Below are 21,195 nucleotides of genomic sequence, written 5' to 3'. Positions count from 1 at the left end.
GCTCTCGGTTAGGAAGGGCCCCTTCTTATCGCCTCGCGATAAGAAGGGGCCCTTCCTTTCACCTCAGCTGGCATCGACCCGGTCTGCACCCAGAGCACCAGCTCGTCCGGGCGGTGCCGGGTCGTCCGTCGCCGCAGCGCACGTGTGGAGTTGGCCGCCACCCGCAGCCGGGCGCCCGCGTAGGGCACCCCGCCGCGCAGCCGCCGGCCCACCGCGAGCCACGCGCACAGCCCGCGTTCCAGCGCCCAGAGCGGCGCGGCCAGGCTGGTGTGCGCCGGGAACACGGTCGCGCCGCCGGCCCGTCGCCGGCCCAGCTCCGCCACCGCGACAACCGCCAGCCCGGCCCGCAGCAGCAGCCCGGGCCGGCGGGTGGCGAGCGCAGCCGCCGTCGCGGGCAGCACCGCCAGCGCGGCGAGCAGCCACGCCGGCCGGGCCGTCTCGTCGTACGCCTGGCGGACGCGCTGCCCGAGGAAGTGCGCCGCGGAGGGCGGGAGCCGCCGCACGTACAGCCACGCCGGGGTGGCGGTGCTGCCGCCGTACGCGCGCACGGTCCGGACCAGCTCCAGGTTCTCGAAGAGCACGTCCGGGTCGTAGCCGCCCATCGCCAGGAACGTGCCCCGCCGCACCCCGAGGGTGCCGGGCCAGTCCCCGCCGAACGCGCGGGCGAGCAGCGTCCGGCCGGTGTCCCACCAGGCGTGCCAGGGCAGCGGGTCGAAGTGGTTCTGCGGGCGGACCAGGTCGACTCCGTCCAGCAGCTGGTGCACGGCGCGCAGGGCCGGCAGGTCGTACCGGATGTCGTCGTCGGCGATCACCACGTGCTCGTGCCGGGCCAGCGCGACGCCGGTGAGCACGCCGAGCACCTTACCGTTGCGTCCGCGCAGCGCCGGGTCCGGCGGCACGTGCCGCACCAGCCCGTCCCAGGCGGCGGCGTGCCGGGCGAACAGCTGCGGCGGCGAGGCGTCGACCACCACCACGTCCACCCAGCGGCTCAGCTCCCGCAGGTACGCGGTCAGCTCGTCCAGGCCGCCGTCGTCGTGGGCGCGCAGCGGCAGGACGTACGCCATCGGCAGCCGGACCGGCGCGGACGTGGCGGCCGCCTCGTCCGGGCGAGCGGCGATCGGTCGGGTCACGTCGTCTCCCCTCGGGTCGGGTCACGCGACTTGCCCGGAATGCGGCTGCTGAAACCGTTTCGGGCGGGCTGTGTCGGGTAGCGCACCCGGATACGGGACGGTCCGAGTCGGGAGGAGACGTGATGCCCAGCAACGCGACGAGATGGGCGCTGGCCGGCGCCGCCGCGGTGACCGCGCTCGGAGTCATCCGGACGGTGGCCCGGCGACGGCACCGGCACCAGCCCGACCGCGAGGACGGCTGGTACGTGGTGCGCCGCGGCATCACGGTGGACCGGCCGGTCGACGCGGTGATCGGGTTCTGGACCGACCGGGAACGGCTCGATCGAGGGCTGGCCGAGTGGGCCACGCTGGAGCAGCTCGACGCGAACCGGTGGCGCTGCGTGGCGGCCGACCCGGCCGGCGGCGGCACCGAGTGGCGGGCCGAGATCACCGTCGACGGCCCCGGCCGGTTGAGCTGGCGGGTCACTGACGGGCCGGTGGCCCAGCGCGGCCGGGTCGAGCTGGTGACCGCGCCGCAGAATCGGGGCACCGAGATCCGGGCCGAGCTGCGCTGGCGCTCCGGGCCGATCCGGCGCGCGGTCGGGCTGGTCGGTGGCACCGACCCGGACCTGGGGCTGCGCACCGCGCTGCGCCGGATCAAGTCGCTGATCGAGACCGGGCACGTGCTGGACACCCGGCACGACCCGTCCGGGCGCAGCCCGCGTCAGGAGCGGGCGACGGACAAGGTACGCGAGAAGCTGATGGTGGGAGGACGGCCGTGAGGGCGTTGTGCTGGGAGGGCGTCGGGAAGCTGGCCGTACGGGACGTGCCGGAGCCGACCATCAGGTCCGGCGGCGACATCATCGTCAAGGTGCGCGCGAGCAGCGTCTGCGGCTCCGACCTGCATCTGATCAACGGCTACCTGCCGGCGATGCGCGAGGGGGACATCCTCGGCCACGAGTTCATGGGTGAGGTGGTCGAGACCGGCCCCGACGTGCGGCGCATCTCCGTCGGTGACCGGGTGGTGGTCGGCTCGGTGGTGGCCTGCGGCTCGTGCTGGTACTGCCGCACCGAGCAGTTCTCGCTCTGCGACAACTCCAACCCGCAGCCGGTCTTCACCGAGAAGCTGTGGGGCCACTCGCCGGCCGGCATCCTCGGCTACTCGCACGCGGCCGGCGGCTACTCCGGCAGCCACGCCGAGTACATCCGGGTGCCGTTCGGCGACGTCGGCGCGTTCACCGTGCCGGACGGGGTGCCGGACGACGCGGTCGTGTTCGCCTCCGACGCCATGCCGACCGGCTGGATGGCCGCCGACTTCTGCAACCTCAAGGGCGGCGAGGTGGTGGCGGTCTGGGGCGCCGGCGGCGTCGGCCAGATGGCGGCCCGGTCCGCGCAGATCCTCGGCGCCGAGCGGGTGGTGGTCATCGACCGGCTGCCGGAACGGCTCGCCACCGCGTCGCAGCGCCTCGGCGTCGAGACGATCAACTACGCCGAGACCGACGTGCTGGAGACGCTGCGGGAGATGACCGCCGGGCGCGGCCCGGACGCCTGCATCGAGGCCGTCGGCATGGAGTCGCACGACGTCGGCCCGGCGTACGCGTACGACAAGGCCAAGCAGACGGTACGCGCGCAGACCGACCGCCCCACCTCGGTCCGGCAGGCGATCATGGCGGCTCGCAAGGGCGGCACGGTGAGCATCGTCGGCGTGTACGGCGGCCTGGTGGACAAGTTCCCGCTCGGCGCGGCCATGAACAAGGCCCTGGTGCTGCGGATGGGGCAGATGCACGCCCAGCGCTACATCCCGATGCTGCTGGACCGGGTCGCGGCCGGCGAGATCGACCCCGGCTACCTGGCCACCCACCCGATGTCGCTGGAGCAGGGCGCCCGGGGTTACGAGATCTTCGAGAAGAAGGAGGACGGCTGCCTGCGTACGGTGCTGCACCCGCAGGCCGCCTGACCGCGACCGGGGGCGTCCGCTTCAGCGCAGCGGGCGCACCCCGTCGGCCCGATGTGCCCCGTCGACCGGGCGTACGCCGTCGAGCACCAGCCCGCTGGGCGGCAGCGCCGGCATGGCGCCCAGGTCGAGCGCCAGGTCCTGCGGCGGTACGCGGTAGTCCATCGTGCCGGTCAGGTTCGTCACGGCCCGCTTCATCAGCTCGATGGTGATCCACTCGCCGGCGCAGCGGTGGCCGGTGAAGTGGTCGCCGCCGCCCTGCGGGATCAGGCCGAACGGGTCGTCGCGCCAGCCGGTGAAGCGCTCGGGGCGGAACTGCTCCGGCTCCGGCCAGATGTCCGGGTGGTGATTGGTGCCGTACAGGTCGAGCAGCACCCGCCGGCCCTGCGGGAACGTGTACCCCCGCCACTGGAACGAGCGGCGCACCCGGGCCGCGGTGACCGGGAAAAATGGGTAGTAGCGCCGTACCTCCTGCACGAACCGTTCGGTCGCGGCGTCGTCGCCGGGCAGCCGGTCCCGCCAGTGCGGGTGGTCGTGCAGCGCCAGCGCGGCGAAGACCACGTACCGGTCCACCGCGACGGTGGGGCGCAGCACGTTGAGCAGTTCCACTGCGGCGATCCGGCGGGGCAGCGGCAGTCCCCGCTCGTCCCGGTGCCCGGCCACGACCGCCAGCGCGCTGCCCTCCGGGGCGGGCACCGCGCCCGCGCGTACCCGTTCGATCAGGTCGCCGGCCCATCGTTGCGCGCGGTAGCGGCCGAGCCGGCCGCGCCAGTGCCGGGGGCCCAGCGCGGCCGGCGCCTCGATCATCGCGTGCATCTCGGCGGTGCGGCGCGGCACGTCGGCCTCGGCCAGCGGCACCCCGGCCCAGGCCCAGACCGTACGGGTCAGGATCTCGCCCACCTCGTCGTAGAGCACCACCGGGCCGTTGCGGGCCCAGACCGGGATCCGGGCCTGCCACTGTTCGTCGAAGATCTCCCCGAGGCGGCGGATCGCGGCCGACGTCATGATCGACATGAACATCGCCTTGCGGACCCGGTGCGCCTGCCCGTCCAGGCCCTGCACGCCGCCGACACCGGTGAGCGTGCGCTGCCCGCGCATCGGCATGGCGCCCCGCCGCACGAACCGCTCCTCGTCGTAGTACAGCTCGGCGGCCTCCCGGCCGCGCAGGCAGATCGTCGGCTCCAGCAGCAGCCGGGTCTGGAACACGTCGGTGCCGAGGCGGTCGCAGCGGGAGCCGACGAAGCGGTAGCCCTCCCGGATGAAGGCGAGCGTGCTGTCCGGGCTCCGGTCGCTCGGCATGGTGCTCATGTCGGCTGCTCCTGACGCGGTTCGGCGGCGCTGCCTACCTACCCCGGGCGACGCCGCCGAACCCTTCATCTCAGCAGCTCGGGCCGCACGCGGGAGGGGCCAGCCGGTCGGGCGGACGCTGGCCCCTCCCCGGCGGCGGAAAAGCTGGTTCCCTCGAGGCACGCGGACCGGCGGCTACCGGTCCGGCGCCCGCCGGCGTGGTGTCCGGCGGCGGTCACCGGCGACGGGGGAGGGCACTGATGCGTGACGACAGCGCGGCACGGCGGCACCGCGAGGCGTGGGCCGGGCTGCGCGGGGACGGCCGCGACGGCCCGCTGATCGGCGGGCCCCGGCGCGCCGGGGCCCGCCCACCGCGGTACTTCACCGTGCACCTGGGCTTCGCCGCCACCGATCCCGCCGTCGCGCGGGAGCAGGCGGTGGCGTACGCCGAAGCGCTCGGCCTGCTCCGCCCGGAGCTGGCGCTCGGCGCGGCGGCCCTGTCCCCGGCGGACGCCTGGCACCGGGCCGAGCGGCTGTTCTGCGACGCGGTCGGGCCCGACGGCGAGCGCTGCGCCGACGTGGCCGGGCACCCCGGCTTCCACCACGCGCCCGGTCCGGGCGGCCTCGGCTGGGGCGACGGTGACTGAGGTGCGCTCAGTCCAGGTCGAACTCGCCGTCCTGGGCGCCGGCGACGAACGCGTCCCACTCGGCCTGGGTGAAGACCAGCACGGGCCCGTCCGGCTCGGCGGAGTTGCGCATACCGATCAGGTCGTCGACGAATGCCACCTCGACCGCTCCCTCGGAGGTGTCGCCCTCTGCCCGCTGCCAAACCGCCCGGGAGAGGTCGAAATCGCCCTTGGGGTGCTGACCCATCGCTGCTCCTCCATCGCCATGCGTAACGAGGCGGCCCGAGCGGACCACATCGGGCAGGATAAGCGGATGCCGAGCCTCACCCGTGCAGAGGCGACCGCGCGCCGCGCGTCGATCACCGTCGAGTCCTACGATGTGGACCTCGACCTGACCGGCGACGCCGAGCGGTTCCGCTCCGCCGTCACCATCCGGTTCCGGGCCACCCCCGGCGCCGAGACCTTCGTCGACGTCAAACCGCGCCGACTCCTCGCCGCCCGCCTCAACGACAGCGACCTCGACCCGGCCCTGCTGGCGGACGGCCGGCTGCCGCTGACCGGCCTGGCCGCCGACAACACGCTCACCGCCGAGGCCGAGATGGCCTACTCCAACACCGGCGAAGGGCTGCACCGGTTCGTCGACCCGGCCGACGGCGAGACCTACCTGTATGCGCTGTCCTTCCTGGACGAGGGGCCGCGCCTCTTCGCCGCGTTCGACCAGCCCGACCTGAAGGCGCCGGTGACGCTGACCGTCACCGCGCCACCGGAGTGGACGGTGGCCGCCAACGGGCCGCTCGCCGACCGGCCCGCACCGGGGCGCTGGGAGTTCGCCACCACCGAGCCGCTGGCCACCTACTTCGTCTCGCTGATCGCCGGGCCGTGGCACGTGCTGCGCGCCGAGCACGACGGCATCCCGCTCGGCCTCTACTGCCGGCGCTCGCTCGCCGAGCACCTGGATGCCGACGCCGACGAGATCCTCACAGTCACCCGCCAGTGCTTCGACCGCTTCCACGAGCTGTTCGCCGAGCGCTATCCGTTCGGCAAGTACGACCAGGCGTTCGTGCCCGAGTTCAACGCCGGCGCGATGGAGAACCCGGGCCTGGTCACGATCCGCGACGACTACGTCTTCCGCTCGGCGGTGACCGACACCCAGCGGGAGCTGCGCGCCACCACGATCGCCCACGAGATGGCACACATGTGGTTCGGCGACCTGGTCACCATGAGCTGGTGGGACGACCTGTGGCTCAACGAGTCCTTCGCCGAATACCTGGGCACCCGGGTCACCGCCGAGGCGACCCGGTTCGACCGGGCGTGGACCACGTTCGCGAGCCGTCGCAAGGCCTGGGGCTACACCGCCGACCAGCGCCCCTCCACCCATCCGGTGGCGCCGGAGGAGGTGGCAGACGCCGCCCGGGCGCTGCTGAACTTCGACGGCATCTCGTACGCCAAGGGCGCCAGCGTGCTGCGCCAGCTCGTCGCCTGGCTCGGTGACGAGGCGTTCCTGGCCGGGCTGAACGCGCACTTCGCCGCGCACCGCTTCGGCAACGCGACACTCGCCGACCTGCTGGCCGCCCTGGGTACGGCGAGCGGCCGCGACCTGGACGGCTGGGCGGAACGCTGGCTGCGCCGCGCGCAGGTGAACACGCTGCGGGTCGACACCGCCGTGGACGCCGACGGGCGGTGGACCGACGTGGCGATCGTGCAGACCGCCCCGGCGAGCCACCCGGTGCTGCGGCCGCACCGTATCGGCGTGGCCCACCACACCGCCGACGGCCCGGCGTACCGGTTCGACGTCGACCTCGACCCCGACGCCGACGGCGGCCGGACGCCGCTGCCCGAGCTGGTCGGACGGCCCGCCACCGGGCTCGTGCTGCCGAACGCCGGTGACCTGACGTTCGCCAAGATCCGCCTCGACCCGGCCTCGGCGGGCGCGGTGCCGCTGCTGCTGCCGGGGCTCGACGATCCGCTGGCCCGGGCGCTGCTCTGGGGCGAGGCGCTGGACGCGGTCACCGACGGGGAACGGCCGGCCGGCGCGCTGGCCGCGCTGATTGCGGCGGCGCTGCCCGCCGAGACCGAGGTGACGATCGTCGAGGACGTGCTGCTGCTCAGTCGCCGGCTGATCGGCCGCTACCTCGACCCGCTCGGCCGGGACGCGGCGCTGCTGCGGGTGGCGACCGCCTGCGCGGCGTTGCTCGACTCGGCCCCCGCGGGCGGTTCCCTGCAACTGGCGGCGGCGCGGGGCCTGATCGCCGCCACCACCGACACCGCGATGCTCGCCGGCTGGCTGGCCGGTAAGGACGTGCCGTCGGGGCTGGCCGTGGACACCGACCTGCGCTGGGCGGTGCTGCGCCGGCTGGTGGTGCTCGGCGCGGCCGGTACGCCGCAGATCGACGCCGAGGCCGACGCCGACCGCAGCGCCACCGGCGCCGAGCAGGCCGCCGCGTGCCGGGCCGCGCTGCCCGACGCCGACGCGAAGCGGGCCGCCTGGGAGATCGTCACCCGCAGCACCGAGCTGTCCAACCGCCTGGTCGAGGCGACCGCCGAGGGCTTCTGGCAGCCCGAGCAGGCCGAGCTGACCGCCGGGTACGTGCAGCGCTACTTCACCGACATGCCGGCGGCGGCGCGTCTGCGTACCGCGTGGGTGGCCGACGCGGTCACGGTGGCCGCCTACCCCCGCTACGCCGTGGCGCAGCCCACCCGGGAGATGGCCGCGGCGCTGCTGGCCCGCGACGACCTGACGCCGGGCCTGCGGCGGTGGGTGACCGACCTGGACGACGACATGCGCCGGGCGCTCGTGGCCCGGACGGCGGTGGCCGCCGCGTCGGCCTGAGCTGGGAGCGCGCCGGGTGGGGGACCGCCCGGCGCGCTCGACGGCGGACCCTGCCCGGGGCCGCCGGGCGGGCGGCCTACGATCGCTGGGTGGAGGAAGACATCCGGCGGGTCGGCATCATGGGCGGCACGTTCGACCCGATCCACCACGGGCACCTGGTGGCGGCGAGCGAGGTGGCCGACCGGTTCGGTCTGGACGAGGTGGTCTTCGTGCCCACCGGACAGCCGTGGCAGAAGGCGGAGGAAGCGGTCACCCCGGCCGAGGACCGTTATCTGATGACGGTGATCGCCACCGCCTCCAACCCGCGCTTCCAGGTGAGCCGGGTCGACATCGACCGCGGCGGCCCCACCTACACCGTCGACACGCTGCGCGACCTGCACGCCGAGTACGGCGCGAAGGCGCAGCTGTTCTTCATCACCGGCGCGGACGCGCTGGAGCGCATCCTCTCCTGGAAGGATCTGGACGAGGCGCTCGAACTGGCCCACTTCATCGGCGTGACCCGGCCCGGCTTCGAACTGACCGACAAGCACCTGCCGGCCGACTCGGTGAGCCTCGTGCAGGTGCCCGCGATGGCGATCTCCTCGACCGACTGCCGTGCGCGGGTCGCCCGGGGCGAACCGGTGTGGTACCTGGTGCCCGACGGTGTGGTGCAGTACATCGCGAAACGGCGTCTCTATCAGCGGTGATTCCGCGCTTTATGTCCCCGTTTGTGCCTGAAATCGACCAGAACTGACAAGTCGCCGCACCGCCGGGTGTGAGAGGCTTGGAGGGTCGCACGGTTGATCGAAGGAGAACGGTGACAGTTTCCGAGCGCGCGCACGAGCTGGCGATGGCCGCCGCCCAGGCCGCGGCCGACAAGAAGGCACAGGACATCGTCATCATCGACGTGGGCGACCAGCTCGCGATCACCGACGCGTTCCTGCTGGCCGCCGCTCCGAACGAGCGTCAGGTGCTCGCCATCGTCGACGCCATCGAGGAGCGCCTGCTGGAGCTGCCGGAGAAGGCCAAGCCGGTGCGCCGCGAAGGCGAGCGCGGCGGCCGCTGGGTGCTGCTCGACTACGTCGACATCGTGGTCCACGTCCAGCACACCGAGGAGCGCGAGTTCTACGCGCTCGACCGGCTCTGGAAGGACTGCCCGCAGATCCCGTTCACCGATCGCGACCTGGCCGACTCGGCCGCCGGCAGCGCCACCGCCGAATGACCCGACTGATCATCTGGCGGCACGGCAACACCGACTGGAACGCCGCGAGCCGCGTCCAGGGCCAGACCGACGTGCCCCTCAACGACCTCGGCCGCGAGCAGGCCCAAGCCGCCGCCCCGGTACTCGCCGCGCTGCGCCCCGACGCGATCGTCGCCAGCGACCTGCGCCGGGCCGCCGACACCGCCGCCGCGCTCGCGGCGCTGACCGGGCTGCCGGTCCGCACCGACGCGCGGCTGCGGGAACGGCACTTCGGCCAGTGGCAGGGCCTCACCCTGACCGAGGTGGCCGAACGGTTCCCCGACGAGTACGCCCGCTGGCGGGCCGGCGACCCGGACCCGGGCGCCGGCCTCGAACCCCTGGGTGACCTGGGTGCCCGGCTCGGCGCCGGGTTCCAGGACGCGGCCGACCTCGCCGTCGGCGGCACGGTCGTGGTGACCACCCACGGCGGCGGCGCCCGGCAGGGCGTCGGGCACCTGCTCGGCTGGGACCACACGGTGCTGCGCAGCCTCGGCTCGCTGGCGAACTGCCACTGGACCGAACTGCGCCACAACGACATCCGGGGCTGGCACCTGCGGGCGCACAACGTCGGTCTGGTCACCCGGGCGGCGCTCACCGACGCGGTCTGACACCTCCGGCCCCGGCACGTCACAGCGCCATCGGCTAGCGTGCCGGTCATGCCCGTCGCGGTCGTCACCGACTCCACCGCCTACCTGCCCTCCGACCTGGCCCGCGCACGCGGGCTCACCGTCGTCCCGCTCACAGTCGTCCTCAACGGCGCGGAAGGGCTGGAGGGCGTCGAGACCTCCCCGGCCGACGCCATCCGCGCGCTGAGCGGCCGGCGGGTCTCGGTGAGCACGTCCCGGCCCGCGCCCGAACAGTTCGCGCAGGTCTACCGCACGCTGCTCGCCGAGGGCGCCGACGGCGTGGTGTCGGTGCACCTGTCCGCCGAGCTGTCCGGCACCGTCGAGGCCGCCCGGCTCGCCGCCGCCGAGATCGGCGACGACCGCGTCACCGTCGTCGACAGCCGATCCACAGGCATGGGCCTCGGCTTCCCGGCGCTCGCCGCCGCCGCGGCCGCCGCGGCGGGCGCCGACCTGACCGGGGTACGCGACGCGGCGCTGGACGCGGTCGCCCGCACCACCATCTACTTCTACGTCGACACGCTGGAGTTCCTGCGCCGGGGCGGCCGGATCAACGCGGCCGAGGCGCTGCTCGGCACCGCGCTCTCGGTAAAGCCGATCATGCACATGCCGGATGGCGCGATCGTGGTGAAGGACAAGGTCCGTACCGCCAGCCGGGGAGTCGCGCGGCTGGTCGACCTCGCCGTCGAGGCGGCAGACGACGCCCAGGTCGACGTCGCGGTGCACCACCTCGCCGCGCCGCAGCGGGCCGAGCAGTTGCTGACGGCGCTGACCGAGCGGCTGGGCGACCGGCTGCACGACACGTACGTCACCGAGGCCGGAGCGGTGGTCGCCGCCCACGCCGGGCCGGGGCTGGCGTGCGTGGTGGTCCACCGCCGTACACCCTAGGGTGGCCGGATGAGCCCACTGTCGTATGTCGTCACCGGCGGGGGCCGGGGCGTCGGACGGGCGATCGTCGAGCGGCTGGCCACCGACGGCGGCATCGTGGTCGTGGTCGAACGGGACACGAGCGCCCTGGACTGGCTGGCCCGGCATCCACTCGCCGACCGGCTGCACGCCGTGACCGGGGACGCCGGCGACGAGGCGGTCACCGGCCGGGCCGCCGACCGCGCCGAGGCGTACGCGCCGCTGGCCGGCTGGGTCAACAACGCCGCCGTCTTCCGCGACGCCGACCTGCACCGCGCGCCCGCGAGCGAGGTGGTCGACCTGATCACGCTCAACCTGCGGCCCGCCGTGGCCGGGGCCGGCACTGCCGTACGCCGGTTCCTGGCCGCCCGGACCGGCGGCGCGATCGTCAACGTCTCGTCCCACCAGGCCCGCCGGGCGGTGCCGGGCGCGCTGCCGTACGCCACCGCCAAGGCCGCGCTGGAAGGGCTGACCCGGGCGCTCGCCGTCGACTACGGCCGCCACGGGATCCGCGCCAACGCGGTGGCGCTCGGCTCCGTCCACACCGAACGGCACGCCGCCTACCTGGCCGGACTCGACCCGGCCGAGGTCGCGCACGTCGACGCGGAGATGGCCCGGCTGCACCCGCTCGGCCGGATCGGGCGTACCGACGAGGTGGCCGAGGTGGTCGCGTTCCTGCTCTCCGACCGCGCCTCGTTCGTCAACGGCGCGGTCGTGCCGGTCGACGGGGGACGGGCCGCGCTCGGCCTGGACCCGGAGGCGCGCTGACCGTCGTTTTCGGCCACCTAGCACGGCCACGGCTTGATCGGGTGTGTGTCCACAGTCCCTTGGTTGTCCACAGGTGAGCGTTCATCGGCCGATGCGGGACGAGCTGTCGCCGTAGCGTCCCGAGCCGTGCCAGACGACGAGGAGACGACGGTACGGCGGCGGCTCGCCCGGCTGTTCGGGCCTGGGCCCGGCGAGGCCGAGCCGGGTCTCGGGCTGCGTCCCGGCTTCCCGGAGCGCGACGGCGGGCGGGAACCCTCGTCCGGGGCGAACCCCTGGTCCGCCGAGCCGGACGCCGACGAAGGCCCGTCCCACGATGCTCCGGTGGCCGCGCGCGGCCTGGCGTCCCGGCTGCCCGGACCCGGGGCGTTCGATCCCGGCCGCCGGGGTGTGCGGGCGCTCGCGGCGGTGGCGGCAGTGGTGGTCGTGGTGGCCGCCGTCTGGGCCTGGCGCTCGCGTCCGAGCACCGAACCCGTGCCGCCGGTGACGGCGTCCTCCGAGGCGCCTGTGGGCGCGGCGACCGAGGCGGTCACCGGGGTGCCCGCGTCAGCCGGCGCACCGGGTCAGGTGGTCGTCGCGGTGGCCGGGAAGGTCCGCCGCCCCGGCCTGGTCCGGCTGCCGGCCGGCGCCCGGCTGGCCGACGCCGTCGAGGCGGCAGGCGGCGCGCTGCCCGGCGTCGACGTCGCGCTGCTCAACCCCGCCCGCAAGGTCACCGACGGTGAACTGATCCTGGTCGGTGTGACCGCCCCACCGGGACCGGGCGGGCCCGCCGCGGCGGGCGCAGGCGGTGCGCCGGGCGGACCTGCGGCGCCGGCCGGACCGGTCAACCTGAACACCGCGACGCTTGCCCAGCTCGACGCGCTACCCGGCGTCGGCCCGGTGCTCGCCCAGCGGATCCTCGACCACCGCGACCAGCACGGCGGCTTCCGGTCCGTGTCCGACCTGCGGCAGGTCGACGGCATCGGCGACGCCCGGTACGAGCAGCTCAAGGAACTGGTGACGGTGTGACCGGCCGGCGTGCCCCTGCCTCGCCCGTCCTCGACGGTGGCCCTGCGCCTGTCCGCGACGTGCCCGACCTGCGGCTGGCCGGGTTGGCGGTGGCCGCGTGGCTCGCCGCGCTGGCCGGGCTGCACCTCACCGTCCGGGCGACCGTGTGGACGGCCGCCGTCGCCGCCGCGCTCGCCCTCCTGGCGGGCCTGCGCCGCTGCGGTGTGCTCGGTCGACCGGGCGAGCCGGCCCGCCGCTACGGCTGGATCGCGGTCGCCGTGCTGCTCGGCGTGGTCTGCGGGGCGGCCGCCACCGGCGCCCGGCTCGCGATCCGCGACGCCACGGCGGTACGAGCGCTGGTCGCCGAAGGCGCAGTGGTCACCGCCGACCTCGTGCTGCGCGACGATCCCCGCCCGGTACGCGGTGCCCCCGGCCGGCCACCGATGCTCCTGGTCCGCGTCGACCTGGTCCGCCTCACCGGAGGCGACGGCGCGCGGGTCACCGGCCCGGTACGCGCCCTCGTGCTGGCCACCGACCCGGCCTGGCGGCCGCTGCTGCCGGGTCAGCGGGTCACCACCCAGGGGCGGCTGTCCGCCCCGCGCGGCGGTGACCTGACCGCCGCCGTGCTCTCCGCCGCCGATCCGCCCACGCTGCGCGGCAGCGCGTCCTGGCCGCAACGGGCGGCCGGGGCGCTGCGATCAGGGCTCCAGCGCGCCTGTGCGCCGCTGCCGGACGCGCCGGGCGGGCTGCTGCCCGGCCTCGTGGTGGGGGACACCAGCCGGCTGCTGCCCGAGGTGGAGGAGGACTTCCGGGCCACCGGGATGACGCATGTCATGCCACGATCAAGGCGTGATTAGCGCAGCCATCTACGTACGGATCTCCTCCGACTCCACCGGGGAGGGCCTGGGCGTGGCCCGCCAGGAAGCGGACTGCCGTGCCCTGGCGGAGCGCCTGGGCTGGACCGTCACGGAGGTCTACCGGGACAACGACATCAGCGCGTACTCCGGGAAGGTCCGGCCCGACTATGAGCGCCTCCTGGCCGCCGTGGACGCCGGAACCGTGCGGGGCCTGATCTCCTGGCACCCGGACCGCCTCCACCGGTCCCCGAAGGAGCTGGAGCGCTTCATCGACCTGGCGGAGCGCACCGGCCTCCAGATCCAGACCGTCCAGTCCGGGGCCGTGGACCTCACCAGCCCGTCCGGCCGGATGGTGGCCCGGATGCTGGGTGCGACGGCCCGATACGAGTCGGAGCACAAGGCGGCCCGCATCCGGCGGAAGCTGGCGGAGAACGCCGCCGCCGGGAAGCCCCACGGCGGGCACCGGCCGTACGGCTGGGAGGTGGACCGCATGACCGTGCGGGAGTCGGAGGCCACCGTCATCCGGGACGCCGCCCGGCGCATCCTGGCCGGGGAGCCGGTGCGCTCCATCCTCCGGGACCTGAATGACCGGGGCCTCTACAACGCCAGCGGGAAGCCCTGGACGCACCCGACCTTCCGCAACGTCCTCCTTCACGCGCGCCACGCTGGCCTCCGGGAGTACAACGGCCAGGAGATGGGCCAGGCGGCCTGGCCCGCCATCATCCCGCCGGAGACCTGGCGCGCTCTCCGGCGCGTCCTCACCGACCCGGAGCGCGTCACCACCCCTGGCCGCGCGGGCCGCCTCCACCTCCTGTCCGGCATTGCCCAGTGCGGCGTGTGCGGCGGCCCGCTCCGGGTCGGCCAGGCGAAGGGACAGGAGGTGTACCGGTGCCAGCTCCGCACGTGCGTCAGTCGGCGGCGGGACCGGCTGGAGGAGTACGTGGAGGCCGTGGTCATCGGACGCCTGAGCCGACCGGACGCCGCCGCCCTGCTCACCCCGGAGGACGACGGGGGAGAGCGGGAGCGGGCCGCCCAGGCGGCGGAGCGCGTACGCCAGCGCCTGGACGACGCCGCCGCCAGCTTCGCGGCCGGGGTCATCACGGCCAGGCAGCTAGCCACCATCACGGGTCAGCTTCGTCCGGAGCTGGCCGCCCTGGAGGCCGCCGCCGCTCCGCCGCCGGACCGGGCCGGCGTCCTGGGGGAGCTGGTCAGCGCGGAGGACGTGTCGGCGGCCTGGGGGCACCTGAGCCCGGACGCGCGCCGCACAGTGGTCCGCCTCCTCCTGGAGATCACCGTGGACCGGGGCCGCCGGGGGCCCGGCTTCAGCGTGGAGGGGATCACGCTGACCTGGAGGTGAGTTTCCCCGGTGCGCAGTGAGGTCCGTCAACGCTCCACGAAGTAACCCGGCCGGGTCGCTCAGGTGAAGCGACCCGGCCGATTCGCGGCCAGCCGGTGCTCCTTCACCACGCCGATGGCCCAGCTCAGCATCCCGCACCCGTCGTCCCGGCACTGAGCGCACCGGCCCGTAGCCCGGTGGGGACTGGCCGCCTCCGCGTGCTGGGTGATCACCCGTTTGGCCGTCCAGAGGACCAGCGCGGGGGTCACGGGACCGTCGTCCATGGGCACAGCTCCACCTCCAGAGACAGGCAGGTCCGAGCACGGAGCCCCGCTCACGTACCCGGACCGCTACCCGGTGTGTTGCCCGTCCAGGGGACCGGATGGCCCTACCCCCTGTCAAGTATGACAGGGGGTCTAGTTGGCATCAGGACTGGCGATGAACAGCGCAGACGGGTGACCTGGGCAGGGCTTTCAGGTTCGCAAGGGGGTGTCGTCGTGGTGCTCAGTGGGTGGCCTGGCGGCGGAGGTTGTACGGGAGCGCGGAGCTTCAGGAGCGCCTGGGCGTGTCGCGCGTCCGGGTAGTCCAGCTCACCACCCGCCCCGACTTCCCGGAGCCGTTCGATCACCTGGCCGGTGGGACCGTCTGGCTGGTGGAGGACGTAGAGCGCTGGATCAGCGAACACCAGCCCTGGAAGGCCAGGGGAGCGGACGAACCCCCGCCGCCGGAGAGCTGAGCGGCCAGGAGAGCGCACACGGAACGGCCCGGACCGCCTGGTCCGGGCCGTTGTCCGTGACGGCTCAGCGCTTGGCGATCCGTTCCAGGTACTCAGCCGCGTGCCTGACGTGGGTTCCCACTCCGTGCCCGTCCTGGTCCTCCAGGGCATCCTCCACGCCCTTGATGGCCTCCCGGAGCTGCCTCAGCTCCCACGCCACAGCCAGGATGGCAAGGGCCTGGCCGTGCCGGAGGTAGTAGTCCTCGGTCAGCTCCTCCATCTTCTTGTCGTCGGCTCGTCGGACTGGCACCTCCAGGTAGTCCGTAGCGAGTTTGGTGTAGTCCTTCGGCATGTTCGTCCCTCCGTAGTGCAACCGTCACGCGATCCTGTCGAGCCAGGAAGGGACAGGGCGGGAAGTGTCGGGTGGACGACACGGAACGGCCCGCCCCGGAGGCATGGGGCGGGCCGTTCCGTGTCGGCTCAGGCGGCGGCCTTCATCCGGCGCTTCGTGGTCTTCTCTCCCTGGCCGTAGCGGGACAGCGGGGCCAGGGTCTTCGCCGCCTTCTCCCGGACCTCCTGGGCGGCGGCCAGGGTGGCGCTCACGTCGGGGCTCAGCGCGGACGCCTGAGCGAACACCTGACCACCGGGAGCCAGGGGCCGCTCCACGTTGGCCCGCATGGCGTCCACGGCCACCACGTCCGCCAGGGCCTGGCCCAGCTCCGTCAGCGCGGCGTCCAGGCGGCCCAGCGCGGCCCCTCCCTGGCCGCTCAGGTACGCCAGCCACTCCGCCCGGTGCTCCGTCATGCCCTTCACCACGGCGGCCCGTGCCGTGTCCAGCGCGTCCTCCGTGCCGTCGGCAACGGCCTTCGCGGCCTGGGCCTCCACCTCCAGATCCCGGATGCGCTGGGCCGCCTTCGCGGCGTCCGCACGCCGTCCACTGGCCGCCGCCTGGGCCACCTCCCGGCGCAGCTCCCGGGGCGCGTTCTCCACCCGGTCCTGGGCGTCACGGGCGGCCCGGTTCAGCTCCGTCACCTGAAGCGCCAGATCCCGGTACGCGGCCAGGGAGGACTGGACGCCGGGGTGGACGTGGCGACCCGGGACGTTCATCACCAGGCCCGACGCGCTGAAGCGCACCGGCTCCGACTCCCAGACCTCCGGGGCGGCGTGCGCCGGAAGCGGCTGGAGCGGACCGGCCCCGGCCGGGAAGGCCACGCTGAGCCCCCACAACTCCGTCAGGCCGGTGCCGCCGCGCTCCACCAACTCCTTCGCGCGCTCCTCCCCGTCGACGTTCCGGAGCGGACACGGGTTGCCCTGGTGTTCCTGGCCGGTCATGGCGGCCACCTGGATCCGGCCACCGTGGCCGATCACCATGAGGCGACTGTTCGACCCCTGGGCCTGGGCCACGCCGTGGCCGTACGGCGGGGTGGGCACCCGGAGCCGGGGGCCGTCCCAGTGCTGGTCTCCCGGGTCGCACGTGCAACCCTCCAGCCCGGCGTCTGCCTCCCGCGCGTGGAACATGGCCGCGCCCAGGATGTGCTCCGCCTGGCCGGGGAGGGCGGCGGTCACGCCGGTCATGTCCACGGTCCAGACGCCCAGCTCCGGGACGTAGCGGACGCGCTCATCGGTGATCATCAGTCAGTCTCCTTCAGTCCGAGCATGAGGCGGCGTCGCCGCTGGGCGGGGGTCAGTGCGCGCAGTAGGTCGTTCAGCGCGGGGACGCCGGTCTCCTCCGGCTCCTCCGTGGTGCTGGTCTCCTCCGGCTCCTCCGGCGAGTAGCCCAGCATCTTCCGGCGGCGGGCCCGGCCCGGATCGGTGGCGGTCATCAGTCATCTCCCTGAAGTCGTGCGACGGCGGCCAGGGCAAACCCCTGGACGCACTCCGGACAGCGGGCCTGCCGGTCGGTCATCGGACGGACCCGGGGGAGGGGCAGGCCCTCCTCCTTCAGGCGTGCGGCGGCCTCCTGGCTCAGGCGAAGGGCGGCGGCCTCCTCACCGGGACCCATGCGCTGGACGGGACCCAGGGGGACCCGGTGGGTCCGGCAGCGCTCGGAGGTCCCCGGACCCAGGAGCCGGGAGGACCCGGAGCCGGGACCCAGCTTCAGGGGGCTCACCGGAGGACCCCGGAGGGTCCCGTCAGGACCCCGGAGGATCCCGTGATGGGTCCGGGACCTTCAGGTCCCATCAGCTCATGCTGGACCACCACGGCGGAGGGGAGCCGGAGCCCGTAGAGCTGGACCCGCTCCCGCTCCAGGGACAGGAGGAGACCCAGGACCCGCACGGTGTCCGGGATGGACAGCTCCGGGGAGTCCAGAAGGGCCGTGGCGCGGCGCATCCAGCCGTTGAACCGTGCTTCCGACTGGCGGCGGAGGGTGTCCGCCTCCTGGGCCGGGATGCGCTGGAGCGCGGCCTGGACGCGGCGCGCGGCGGTCCGGGGGCTGATGTCCAGGCGCTCAGCGATCACTTCGATGGAGTGGCCGGCGTTGCTCAGCTCCAGGGCCTTCAGCTCCTGCTCATGGCGCTGTCCGGCAGGTATCCGTGACATACGCGAACCATATCCGCGAAAGTGCCAGATACAAGGGCAAAGTGCCATCGAATTGAACATCATAATGACGCTTATGTGCGTGGGACGGAGAGGGGCTACATCGATCTGTACATCGTTCAACGCAACGAAAACGTCACGCGCGTCGGCTTCCTCACAGAGTCGGCGCAAGAGCCGCACTTCCGGGCCGACGTCAGGGATCCTTGTTGGACGCGAGCGGGGCTCCAGGGCCCAGATCGCGTGCGGAGAAGGTGCTGTCGGGTCGGCTAGCTACAGTCCCCTTCAGCGCCAAGATGGCGGACGCCAGGCCGGAAAAGGCTGGTGGCCTCTGGGGTCGCATCCCAAAGGCCACCGGTGGGTCTGTTCGCCAAGATGTCCTGTCCCAGGATCAAGAAGGAGAAAGACAGCCCCGTGGCAACCGTAGCTACCACTCCTCCCCCTCACCAGCGTCGGGGCGGGGTGAGCCTTGACACTGCCCTGCTCATCGGTCTCGTTGTGGTCACCGTGATCCCCATTGCCGCGTTGCTCTGGATCGTGCTGGCCAGCGGCCAGAACATGGGCGACGTGGCCCAGGTGGCCATCGGCGCGATCAGCGCGGTGGCGGTGGCCTCCATCAGCGCCATCACCGTGGCGATCCGCAAGCGGCGGACCCGGACGGGTCGGTCCTAGTTTCAGGCGCCGGGGTCGGAGTTCATCTCCGGCCCCGGCAACACCCGCCCGGGTAGCCAGGGGCAGCCAGGGGTAGCCAGCGAGAAGCGGCCCCTGGTCTGGGGATTCCGTTACCCGGTGGGGCAGCCAGGGGTAACCAGCTCCCGGCGGACCCCTTCAGGCGGCCCGCTGAAGGGGTCCGCTCCGACCCTGGCCGGCGGCCTCCCGCCGGACCTTCAGGACCCCGGTGAGCGTGCCGTCCGGGACCCAGACCCCGGACAGTGCCAGGACCCTCCGGGCCTCCGGTAGGGGAGCGTTCACCGGGACGCCGCACAGCTCCAGCTCCTCCAGGACCGCCGTCACGCCGCGCGGGGTGATCCAGCGTCCGTCCACGTCCGGTGGTAGGGCCAACGTCATGCGTCAACCGTACGGGCGGGGGGGGGGTACGCGAAGGCCGCCGTCACCAGCGCCGGTGACGGCGGCCAGGAGGAGGGCTCAGCGCCTGGCCATCCGCCGCTCCATCTCCTTGTGGATGCGGGCCGTCAGTTGGGCCCGCATCTTCCGGCCGTTCTCCAGGGCCTCCTCCGGCGTCTCGCCCAGCGCGTAGAGCTGATCGTCACCGACCCAGCCCCTCATCGTGATGGGCTGGGGGAGGTCTTCGCCGCATATCCGGAGGCCGTACACCACCTCCGCCTTAACGCTCTCCGCCTCCTCCTCCATGAATCGGAGATCATCCCGGAGTTGCTCATCGGGCCGCATCGCCAACCCCGGTCGGCTCAGCCTGGCCAGCTTCCGATCCGCCCCCCAGGACGTCCAGAGGGGCTTGGCTACGGAGATCACGATGGGTTCGGTCATAGTCGGCCTGTCTCCTTCGGACGGTGCTGATCAGGCGGCCAGGGTATGACCGGTTGGCACCCAGCGGCCAGGGGAGGGCTCCTCCTGGCCGCTTGTCGGGTGGATCTTGAATTCTCTGGCCGTTACCTGGGGCCGGTGTCCGGTGCACCGTTACGGAACCCTCCTACTTCGTAAGGAGGGTTCCGTAACGGTGCTCCGTAACACCCAGGGATCACGTGTTCCGGGGTGTTACGGGGTGTTACGCGTAACGCCGGAATGCTGTGTGAGCTGGGCTTTTTCCTGGCCGCTAACCCATAGCGTTACGGGGCCGCGTAACAGTCCTGATGTGGACTGTTACGCGGCCCCGTAACGCTTCCCGTAACGCTGGCGGTCAGCCCTCCCTGGCCGCCGGGACGGGCGCGGCCTTGCGGCGGCGGACCGCCTCCGCCAGGTCATCCTGAGAGACTTTCACCCCGGCCTCCCGGAGCGCGGCCCCGGCCTTCCGGACGCTCCAGTCCGTGGCGTAGCCCTTCTCATCCATGAGGGCCACCAGGCGCTCCACGGCGTCTGTGGGGGCCGCCAGGTCGACCGCCGGTACACGGTCCTTCGCGCTGGCGTGGCGGAGCACCGGGTCCGACTCTCGGACCAGCTCCAGCACGTCCGGGCCCCGGCCCGTGCGGGACTTCTGGTGGACCAGGGTGACGGCGGCCCGGCCGTCCCCCAGATCCTTCGCCTTCATCTGCCAGTTGTGGTCCACGTCCCCCAGTTTCACGTGGGACCCGGCGGGCCGGGTCACCTCCGCGTGGCCGGTGTGGTCCAGACGGAGGACGCCGACCCCGGCAGCGCGGAGCGGCTTCACGGTGAGCCGGTAGGCGTCCAGGGCCCCGGTGTCCCCGGACTGGCTCCCGCTGGCGAAGAACTTGTTCCAGGAGTCGAAGACCACCAGGCGTGCCCTCTGGCACGCCTCCAGGATCTTCGCGGCCCCCTCCTCCGTGTCCACGGTCCAGCCGGTGAAGGAGTAGTAGGTCAGGTTGTGGGTCAGTTCTGCCGGGTCCACGCTCATAGCCTCCAGCCGTTCGTCCATCAGCTCCGGCGGGTTCTCCTCATCCAGGTAGACCACCCGCTGGCCGCCCTGGGCCAGCTTCACGGCCCACTCCAGCGCCAGGAGGGACTTCCCGGTCCCCGCCGGGCCGTAGAGGGCGGCCATCATGCCGCGCTCCATCACGTCCGGGATGAGCCACTTCACCTCACCACCGGCCAGGAGCCGCTTCAAGCGGACCAGCTCCAGGTCTACGCCGCGCCTGGTGTCCAGCTCCTCCCGGACCTTCTTTACCGCCACCGTTGCATTCGTGAGGTTGTGGCTGTACTTCTCCGCTGAGCACGTGAACGGCTCTGGGTGGACTATCTCGGCGAAGCCGAGAAGGCCCGGCCCCTGCCTCAGGCGGGGACGGCGGGGGATCACCTGCATGTGAATCGGGCAGGCCGGGCACTTGAAGGTGTAGTAGGTCTGATCGAACACGGCGGCCTCCGTGGTGGGGTCCGTCGCCTGGCCTCCACCGGCGTCGAAGGCATCCCAGGCGGCATCCAGTTGCCGCTGGGTGTAGGCCAGGACGGCAGCCTCCACGTCAGTAGTGATCTCGACTGGCGGGGTGATAAGCTGAGTCACGAGTCAGTACCTTTCTTCGCTGAGCCCAGGGATTCCGGCCCTGGGCTTCGGCATGTCTGGGGTTGGTTCAGGCGGCCAGGCGGCCAGAGGTGCTGGCGGCGGTGCCGAAGATGGCGCGCAGCTTCGCGGCCTGTTCCGGGGTCAGCTCCGGCGCGCTCTCCACGATGGCCTTGACGGCGGCGGCCAGACGAACCTTCCGCATGGCTTCGCGGCGCTCCTCCGGGGAGCGGGAAGCCTGAAGGGCACGGCCAGCGCGGGACGCGCGCTCACGGGTCGACAGAGGCATGGCAACGCT

25 protein-coding genes and 1 pseudogene are annotated in these 21,195 nt (G+C 73.3%); 14 read left to right on the top strand and 12 right to left on the bottom strand.

Translation table 11 applies throughout. The features are described from left to right. Positions 1-8: 8 nt before the first annotated feature. Positions 9-1,130 (bottom strand): glycosyltransferase family 2 protein, encoded by a 1,122-nt coding sequence (locus A4R25_RS28715; protein WP_064448717.1) that lies wholly within the window; start codon positions 1,128-1,130, stop codon positions 9-11. A 122-nt stretch (positions 1,131-1,252) separates the two neighbouring features. Here A4R25_RS28715 and A4R25_RS28710 point away from each other — a divergent pair, with 122 nt between their 5' ends. Beyond that, complete coding sequence (locus A4R25_RS28710) at positions 1,253-1,891, top strand: hypothetical protein (RefSeq protein WP_064448716.1); 639 nt, start codon at positions 1,253-1,255, stop codon at positions 1,889-1,891. After that, positions 1,888-3,066 carry a zinc-dependent alcohol dehydrogenase gene (locus A4R25_RS28705; RefSeq protein WP_064448715.1) on the top strand — a complete coding sequence of 393 codons (1,179 nt, stop codon included), beginning with the start codon at positions 1,888-1,890 and terminating at the stop codon, positions 3,064-3,066. The genes A4R25_RS28710 and A4R25_RS28705 overlap by 4 nt, the downstream gene beginning before the upstream one ends. A 21-nt stretch (positions 3,067-3,087) precedes the next feature. On the opposite strand, the gene A4R25_RS28700 is transcribed toward A4R25_RS28705, so the two are convergent. Then, complete coding sequence (locus tag A4R25_RS28700; RefSeq protein WP_064448714.1) at positions 3,088-4,371, bottom strand: cytochrome P450; 1,284 nt, start codon at positions 4,369-4,371, stop codon at positions 3,088-3,090. 239 nt (positions 4,372-4,610) lie between these two features. Between A4R25_RS28700 and A4R25_RS28695 the strand changes: the two genes are divergently transcribed. After that, on the top strand, positions 4,611-4,997 hold the full coding sequence (locus tag A4R25_RS28695; protein ID WP_043328981.1) for a hypothetical protein: 387 nt from the start codon (positions 4,611-4,613) through the stop codon (positions 4,995-4,997). A gap of 7 nt (positions 4,998-5,004) precedes the next feature. On the opposite strand, the gene A4R25_RS28690 is transcribed toward A4R25_RS28695, so the two are convergent. After that, complete coding sequence (locus A4R25_RS28690) at positions 5,005-5,223, bottom strand: DUF397 domain-containing protein (protein ID WP_013287999.1); 219 nt, start codon at positions 5,221-5,223, stop codon at positions 5,005-5,007. A gap of 66 nt (positions 5,224-5,289) precedes the next feature. Here A4R25_RS28690 and pepN point away from each other — a divergent pair, with 66 nt between their 5' ends. From pepN to A4R25_RS28645, 9 genes and pseudogenes are all read left to right on the top strand, one after another. Beyond that, positions 5,290-7,806, top strand: coding sequence for an aminopeptidase N (gene pepN, locus A4R25_RS28685; protein WP_064448713.1), 2,517 nt, complete (start codon positions 5,290-5,292; stop codon positions 7,804-7,806). Between the two features lie 89 nt (positions 7,807-7,895). Then, complete coding sequence (nadD, locus tag A4R25_RS28680; RefSeq protein WP_030503098.1) at positions 7,896-8,492, top strand: nicotinate-nucleotide adenylyltransferase; 597 nt, start codon at positions 7,896-7,898, stop codon at positions 8,490-8,492. A gap of 110 nt (positions 8,493-8,602) precedes the next feature. Beyond that, positions 8,603-9,007, top strand: a complete 405-nt coding sequence (gene rsfS / locus A4R25_RS28675) for a ribosome silencing factor (RefSeq protein ID WP_043328985.1) — start codon at positions 8,603-8,605, stop codon at positions 9,005-9,007. Further along, positions 9,004-9,633, top strand: a complete 630-nt coding sequence (locus A4R25_RS28670) for a histidine phosphatase family protein (protein WP_064448712.1) — start codon at positions 9,004-9,006, stop codon at positions 9,631-9,633. The genes rsfS and A4R25_RS28670 overlap by 4 nt, the downstream gene beginning before the upstream one ends. Positions 9,634-9,681: 48 nt before the next feature. Continuing rightward, complete coding sequence (locus A4R25_RS28665) at positions 9,682-10,536, top strand: DegV family protein (RefSeq protein WP_064448734.1); 855 nt, start codon at positions 9,682-9,684, stop codon at positions 10,534-10,536. A 9-nt stretch (positions 10,537-10,545) separates the two neighbouring features. Then, a complete protein-coding gene (locus tag A4R25_RS28660; RefSeq protein ID WP_064448711.1) occupies positions 10,546-11,322 on the top strand; it encodes an SDR family NAD(P)-dependent oxidoreductase in 777 nt (258 codons plus the stop codon). Positions 11,323-11,448: 126 nt separating this feature from the next. Beyond that, a complete protein-coding gene (locus A4R25_RS28655; protein WP_064448710.1) occupies positions 11,449-12,327 on the top strand; it encodes a ComEA family DNA-binding protein in 879 nt (292 codons plus the stop codon). 59 nt (positions 12,328-12,386) lie between these two features. Continuing rightward, positions 12,387-13,139: pseudogene (locus A4R25_RS28650) on the top strand (competence protein ComEC); the annotation flags it as partial. A gap of 16 nt (positions 13,140-13,155) precedes the next feature. Beyond that, positions 13,156-14,520 (top strand): recombinase family protein, encoded by a 1,365-nt coding sequence (locus A4R25_RS28645; RefSeq protein ID WP_197494990.1) that lies wholly within the window; start codon positions 13,156-13,158, stop codon positions 14,518-14,520. Positions 14,521-14,579: 59 nt separating this feature from the next. Here A4R25_RS28645 and A4R25_RS28640 read toward each other — a convergent pair whose 3' ends face one another. Next, on the bottom strand, positions 14,580-14,783 hold the full coding sequence (locus A4R25_RS28640) for a hypothetical protein (protein ID WP_064448707.1): 204 nt from the start codon (positions 14,781-14,783) through the stop codon (positions 14,580-14,582). A gap of 281 nt (positions 14,784-15,064) precedes the next feature. Here A4R25_RS28640 and A4R25_RS28635 point away from each other — a divergent pair, with 281 nt between their 5' ends. After that, positions 15,065-15,235, top strand: a complete 171-nt coding sequence (locus A4R25_RS28635) for a DNA-binding protein (RefSeq protein ID WP_307189070.1) — start codon at positions 15,065-15,067, stop codon at positions 15,233-15,235. Positions 15,236-15,299: 64 nt separating this feature from the next. Here the strand turns inward: A4R25_RS28635 and A4R25_RS28630 are convergent, their stop codons facing one another. From A4R25_RS28630 to A4R25_RS28610, 4 genes are all read right to left on the bottom strand, one after another. Continuing rightward, the gene (locus A4R25_RS28630; RefSeq protein ID WP_064448705.1) at positions 15,300-15,566 is read right to left on the bottom strand and encodes a hypothetical protein; all 267 of its coding nucleotides are present in this window, start codon (positions 15,564-15,566) and stop codon (positions 15,300-15,302) included. A gap of 128 nt (positions 15,567-15,694) precedes the next feature. Then, entirely contained in the window at positions 15,695-16,846 is a 1,152-nt protein-coding gene (locus tag A4R25_RS28625; RefSeq protein ID WP_064448704.1) for a hypothetical protein, read from the bottom strand. Further along, entirely contained in the window at positions 16,846-17,037 is a 192-nt protein-coding gene (locus tag A4R25_RS28620; RefSeq protein ID WP_064448703.1) for a hypothetical protein, read from the bottom strand. Before A4R25_RS28620 ends, A4R25_RS28625 begins: the two co-directional genes overlap by 1 nt. Positions 17,038-17,320: 283 nt before the next feature. Beyond that, on the bottom strand, positions 17,321-17,755 hold the full coding sequence (locus A4R25_RS28610) for a helix-turn-helix domain-containing protein (protein WP_064448701.1): 435 nt from the start codon (positions 17,753-17,755) through the stop codon (positions 17,321-17,323). Between the two features lie 456 nt (positions 17,756-18,211). Between A4R25_RS28610 and A4R25_RS31295 the strand changes: the two genes are divergently transcribed. Beyond that, positions 18,212-18,421 carry a hypothetical protein gene (locus tag A4R25_RS31295; protein ID WP_157539191.1) on the top strand — a complete coding sequence of 70 codons (210 nt, stop codon included), beginning with the start codon at positions 18,212-18,214 and terminating at the stop codon, positions 18,419-18,421. Positions 18,422-18,577: 156 nt separating this feature from the next. On the opposite strand, the gene A4R25_RS28605 is transcribed toward A4R25_RS31295, so the two are convergent. The 4 genes from A4R25_RS28605 to A4R25_RS32045 all read right to left on the bottom strand — a co-directional run bounded on the left by A4R25_RS28605 (position 18,578) and on the right by A4R25_RS32045 (position 21,102). Then, entirely contained in the window at positions 18,578-18,817 is a 240-nt protein-coding gene (locus A4R25_RS28605) for a hypothetical protein (RefSeq protein WP_157539189.1), read from the bottom strand. 78 nt (positions 18,818-18,895) lie between these two features. Continuing rightward, complete coding sequence (locus tag A4R25_RS28600; protein WP_064448699.1) at positions 18,896-19,255, bottom strand: hypothetical protein; 360 nt, start codon at positions 19,253-19,255, stop codon at positions 18,896-18,898. 370 nt (positions 19,256-19,625) lie between these two features. Further along, positions 19,626-20,900 (bottom strand): AAA family ATPase, encoded by a 1,275-nt coding sequence (locus A4R25_RS28595; protein WP_064448698.1) that lies wholly within the window; start codon positions 20,898-20,900, stop codon positions 19,626-19,628. 67 nt (positions 20,901-20,967) lie between these two features. Further along, positions 20,968-21,102: a hypothetical protein gene (locus tag A4R25_RS32045; protein WP_255361312.1), complete on the bottom strand. Its 135-nt coding sequence runs from the start codon at positions 21,100-21,102 to the stop codon at positions 20,968-20,970. Between the last annotated feature and the right edge of the window lie 93 nt (positions 21,103-21,195).

Source organism: Micromonospora sp. NBRC 110037 (assembly GCF_001652995.1).
Lineage (GTDB): Bacteria > Actinomycetota > Actinomycetes > Mycobacteriales > Micromonosporaceae > Micromonospora > Micromonospora chalcea.
Note: the sequence above shows the minus strand (reverse complement) of the source record. Positions and strands in the feature narration are given on the sequence as shown.

Bases quoted from the DNA above. Each gene is read 5' to 3' on its own strand.
- A4R25_RS28710 (WP_064448716.1), top strand. From the start codon at position 1,253: ATGCCCAGCAACGCGACGAGATGGGCGCTGGCCGGCGCCGCCGCGGTG.
- A4R25_RS28700 (WP_064448714.1), bottom strand. From the start codon at position 4,371: ATGAGCACCATGCCGAGCGACCGGAGCCCGGACAGCACGCTCGCCTTC.
- A4R25_RS28695 (WP_043328981.1), top strand. From the start codon at position 4,611: ATGCGTGACGACAGCGCGGCACGGCGGCACCGCGAGGCGTGGGCCGGG.
- A4R25_RS28690 (WP_013287999.1), bottom strand. From the start codon at position 5,223: ATGGGTCAGCACCCCAAGGGCGATTTCGACCTCTCCCGGGCGGTTTGG.
- pepN (WP_064448713.1), top strand. From the start codon at position 5,290: ATGCCGAGCCTCACCCGTGCAGAGGCGACCGCGCGCCGCGCGTCGATC.
- A4R25_RS28670 (WP_064448712.1), top strand. From the start codon at position 9,004: ATGACCCGACTGATCATCTGGCGGCACGGCAACACCGACTGGAACGCC.
- A4R25_RS28665 (WP_064448734.1), top strand. From the start codon at position 9,682: ATGCCCGTCGCGGTCGTCACCGACTCCACCGCCTACCTGCCCTCCGAC.
- A4R25_RS28660 (WP_064448711.1), top strand. From the start codon at position 10,546: ATGAGCCCACTGTCGTATGTCGTCACCGGCGGGGGCCGGGGCGTCGGA.
- A4R25_RS28640 (WP_064448707.1), bottom strand. From the start codon at position 14,783: ATGGACGACGGTCCCGTGACCCCCGCGCTGGTCCTCTGGACGGCCAAA.
- A4R25_RS28630 (WP_064448705.1), bottom strand. From the start codon at position 15,566: ATGCCGAAGGACTACACCAAACTCGCTACGGACTACCTGGAGGTGCCA.
- A4R25_RS28625 (WP_064448704.1), bottom strand. From the start codon at position 16,846: ATGATCACCGATGAGCGCGTCCGCTACGTCCCGGAGCTGGGCGTCTGG.
- A4R25_RS28620 (WP_064448703.1), bottom strand. From the start codon at position 17,037: ATGACCGCCACCGATCCGGGCCGGGCCCGCCGCCGGAAGATGCTGGGC.
- A4R25_RS28610 (WP_064448701.1), bottom strand. From the start codon at position 17,755: ATGTCACGGATACCTGCCGGACAGCGCCATGAGCAGGAGCTGAAGGCC.
- A4R25_RS28605 (WP_157539189.1), bottom strand. From the start codon at position 18,817: ATGACGTTGGCCCTACCACCGGACGTGGACGGACGCTGGATCACCCCG.
- A4R25_RS28600 (WP_064448699.1), bottom strand. From the start codon at position 19,255: ATGACCGAACCCATCGTGATCTCCGTAGCCAAGCCCCTCTGGACGTCC.
- A4R25_RS32045 (WP_255361312.1), bottom strand. From the start codon at position 21,102: ATGCGGAAGGTTCGTCTGGCCGCCGCCGTCAAGGCCATCGTGGAGAGC.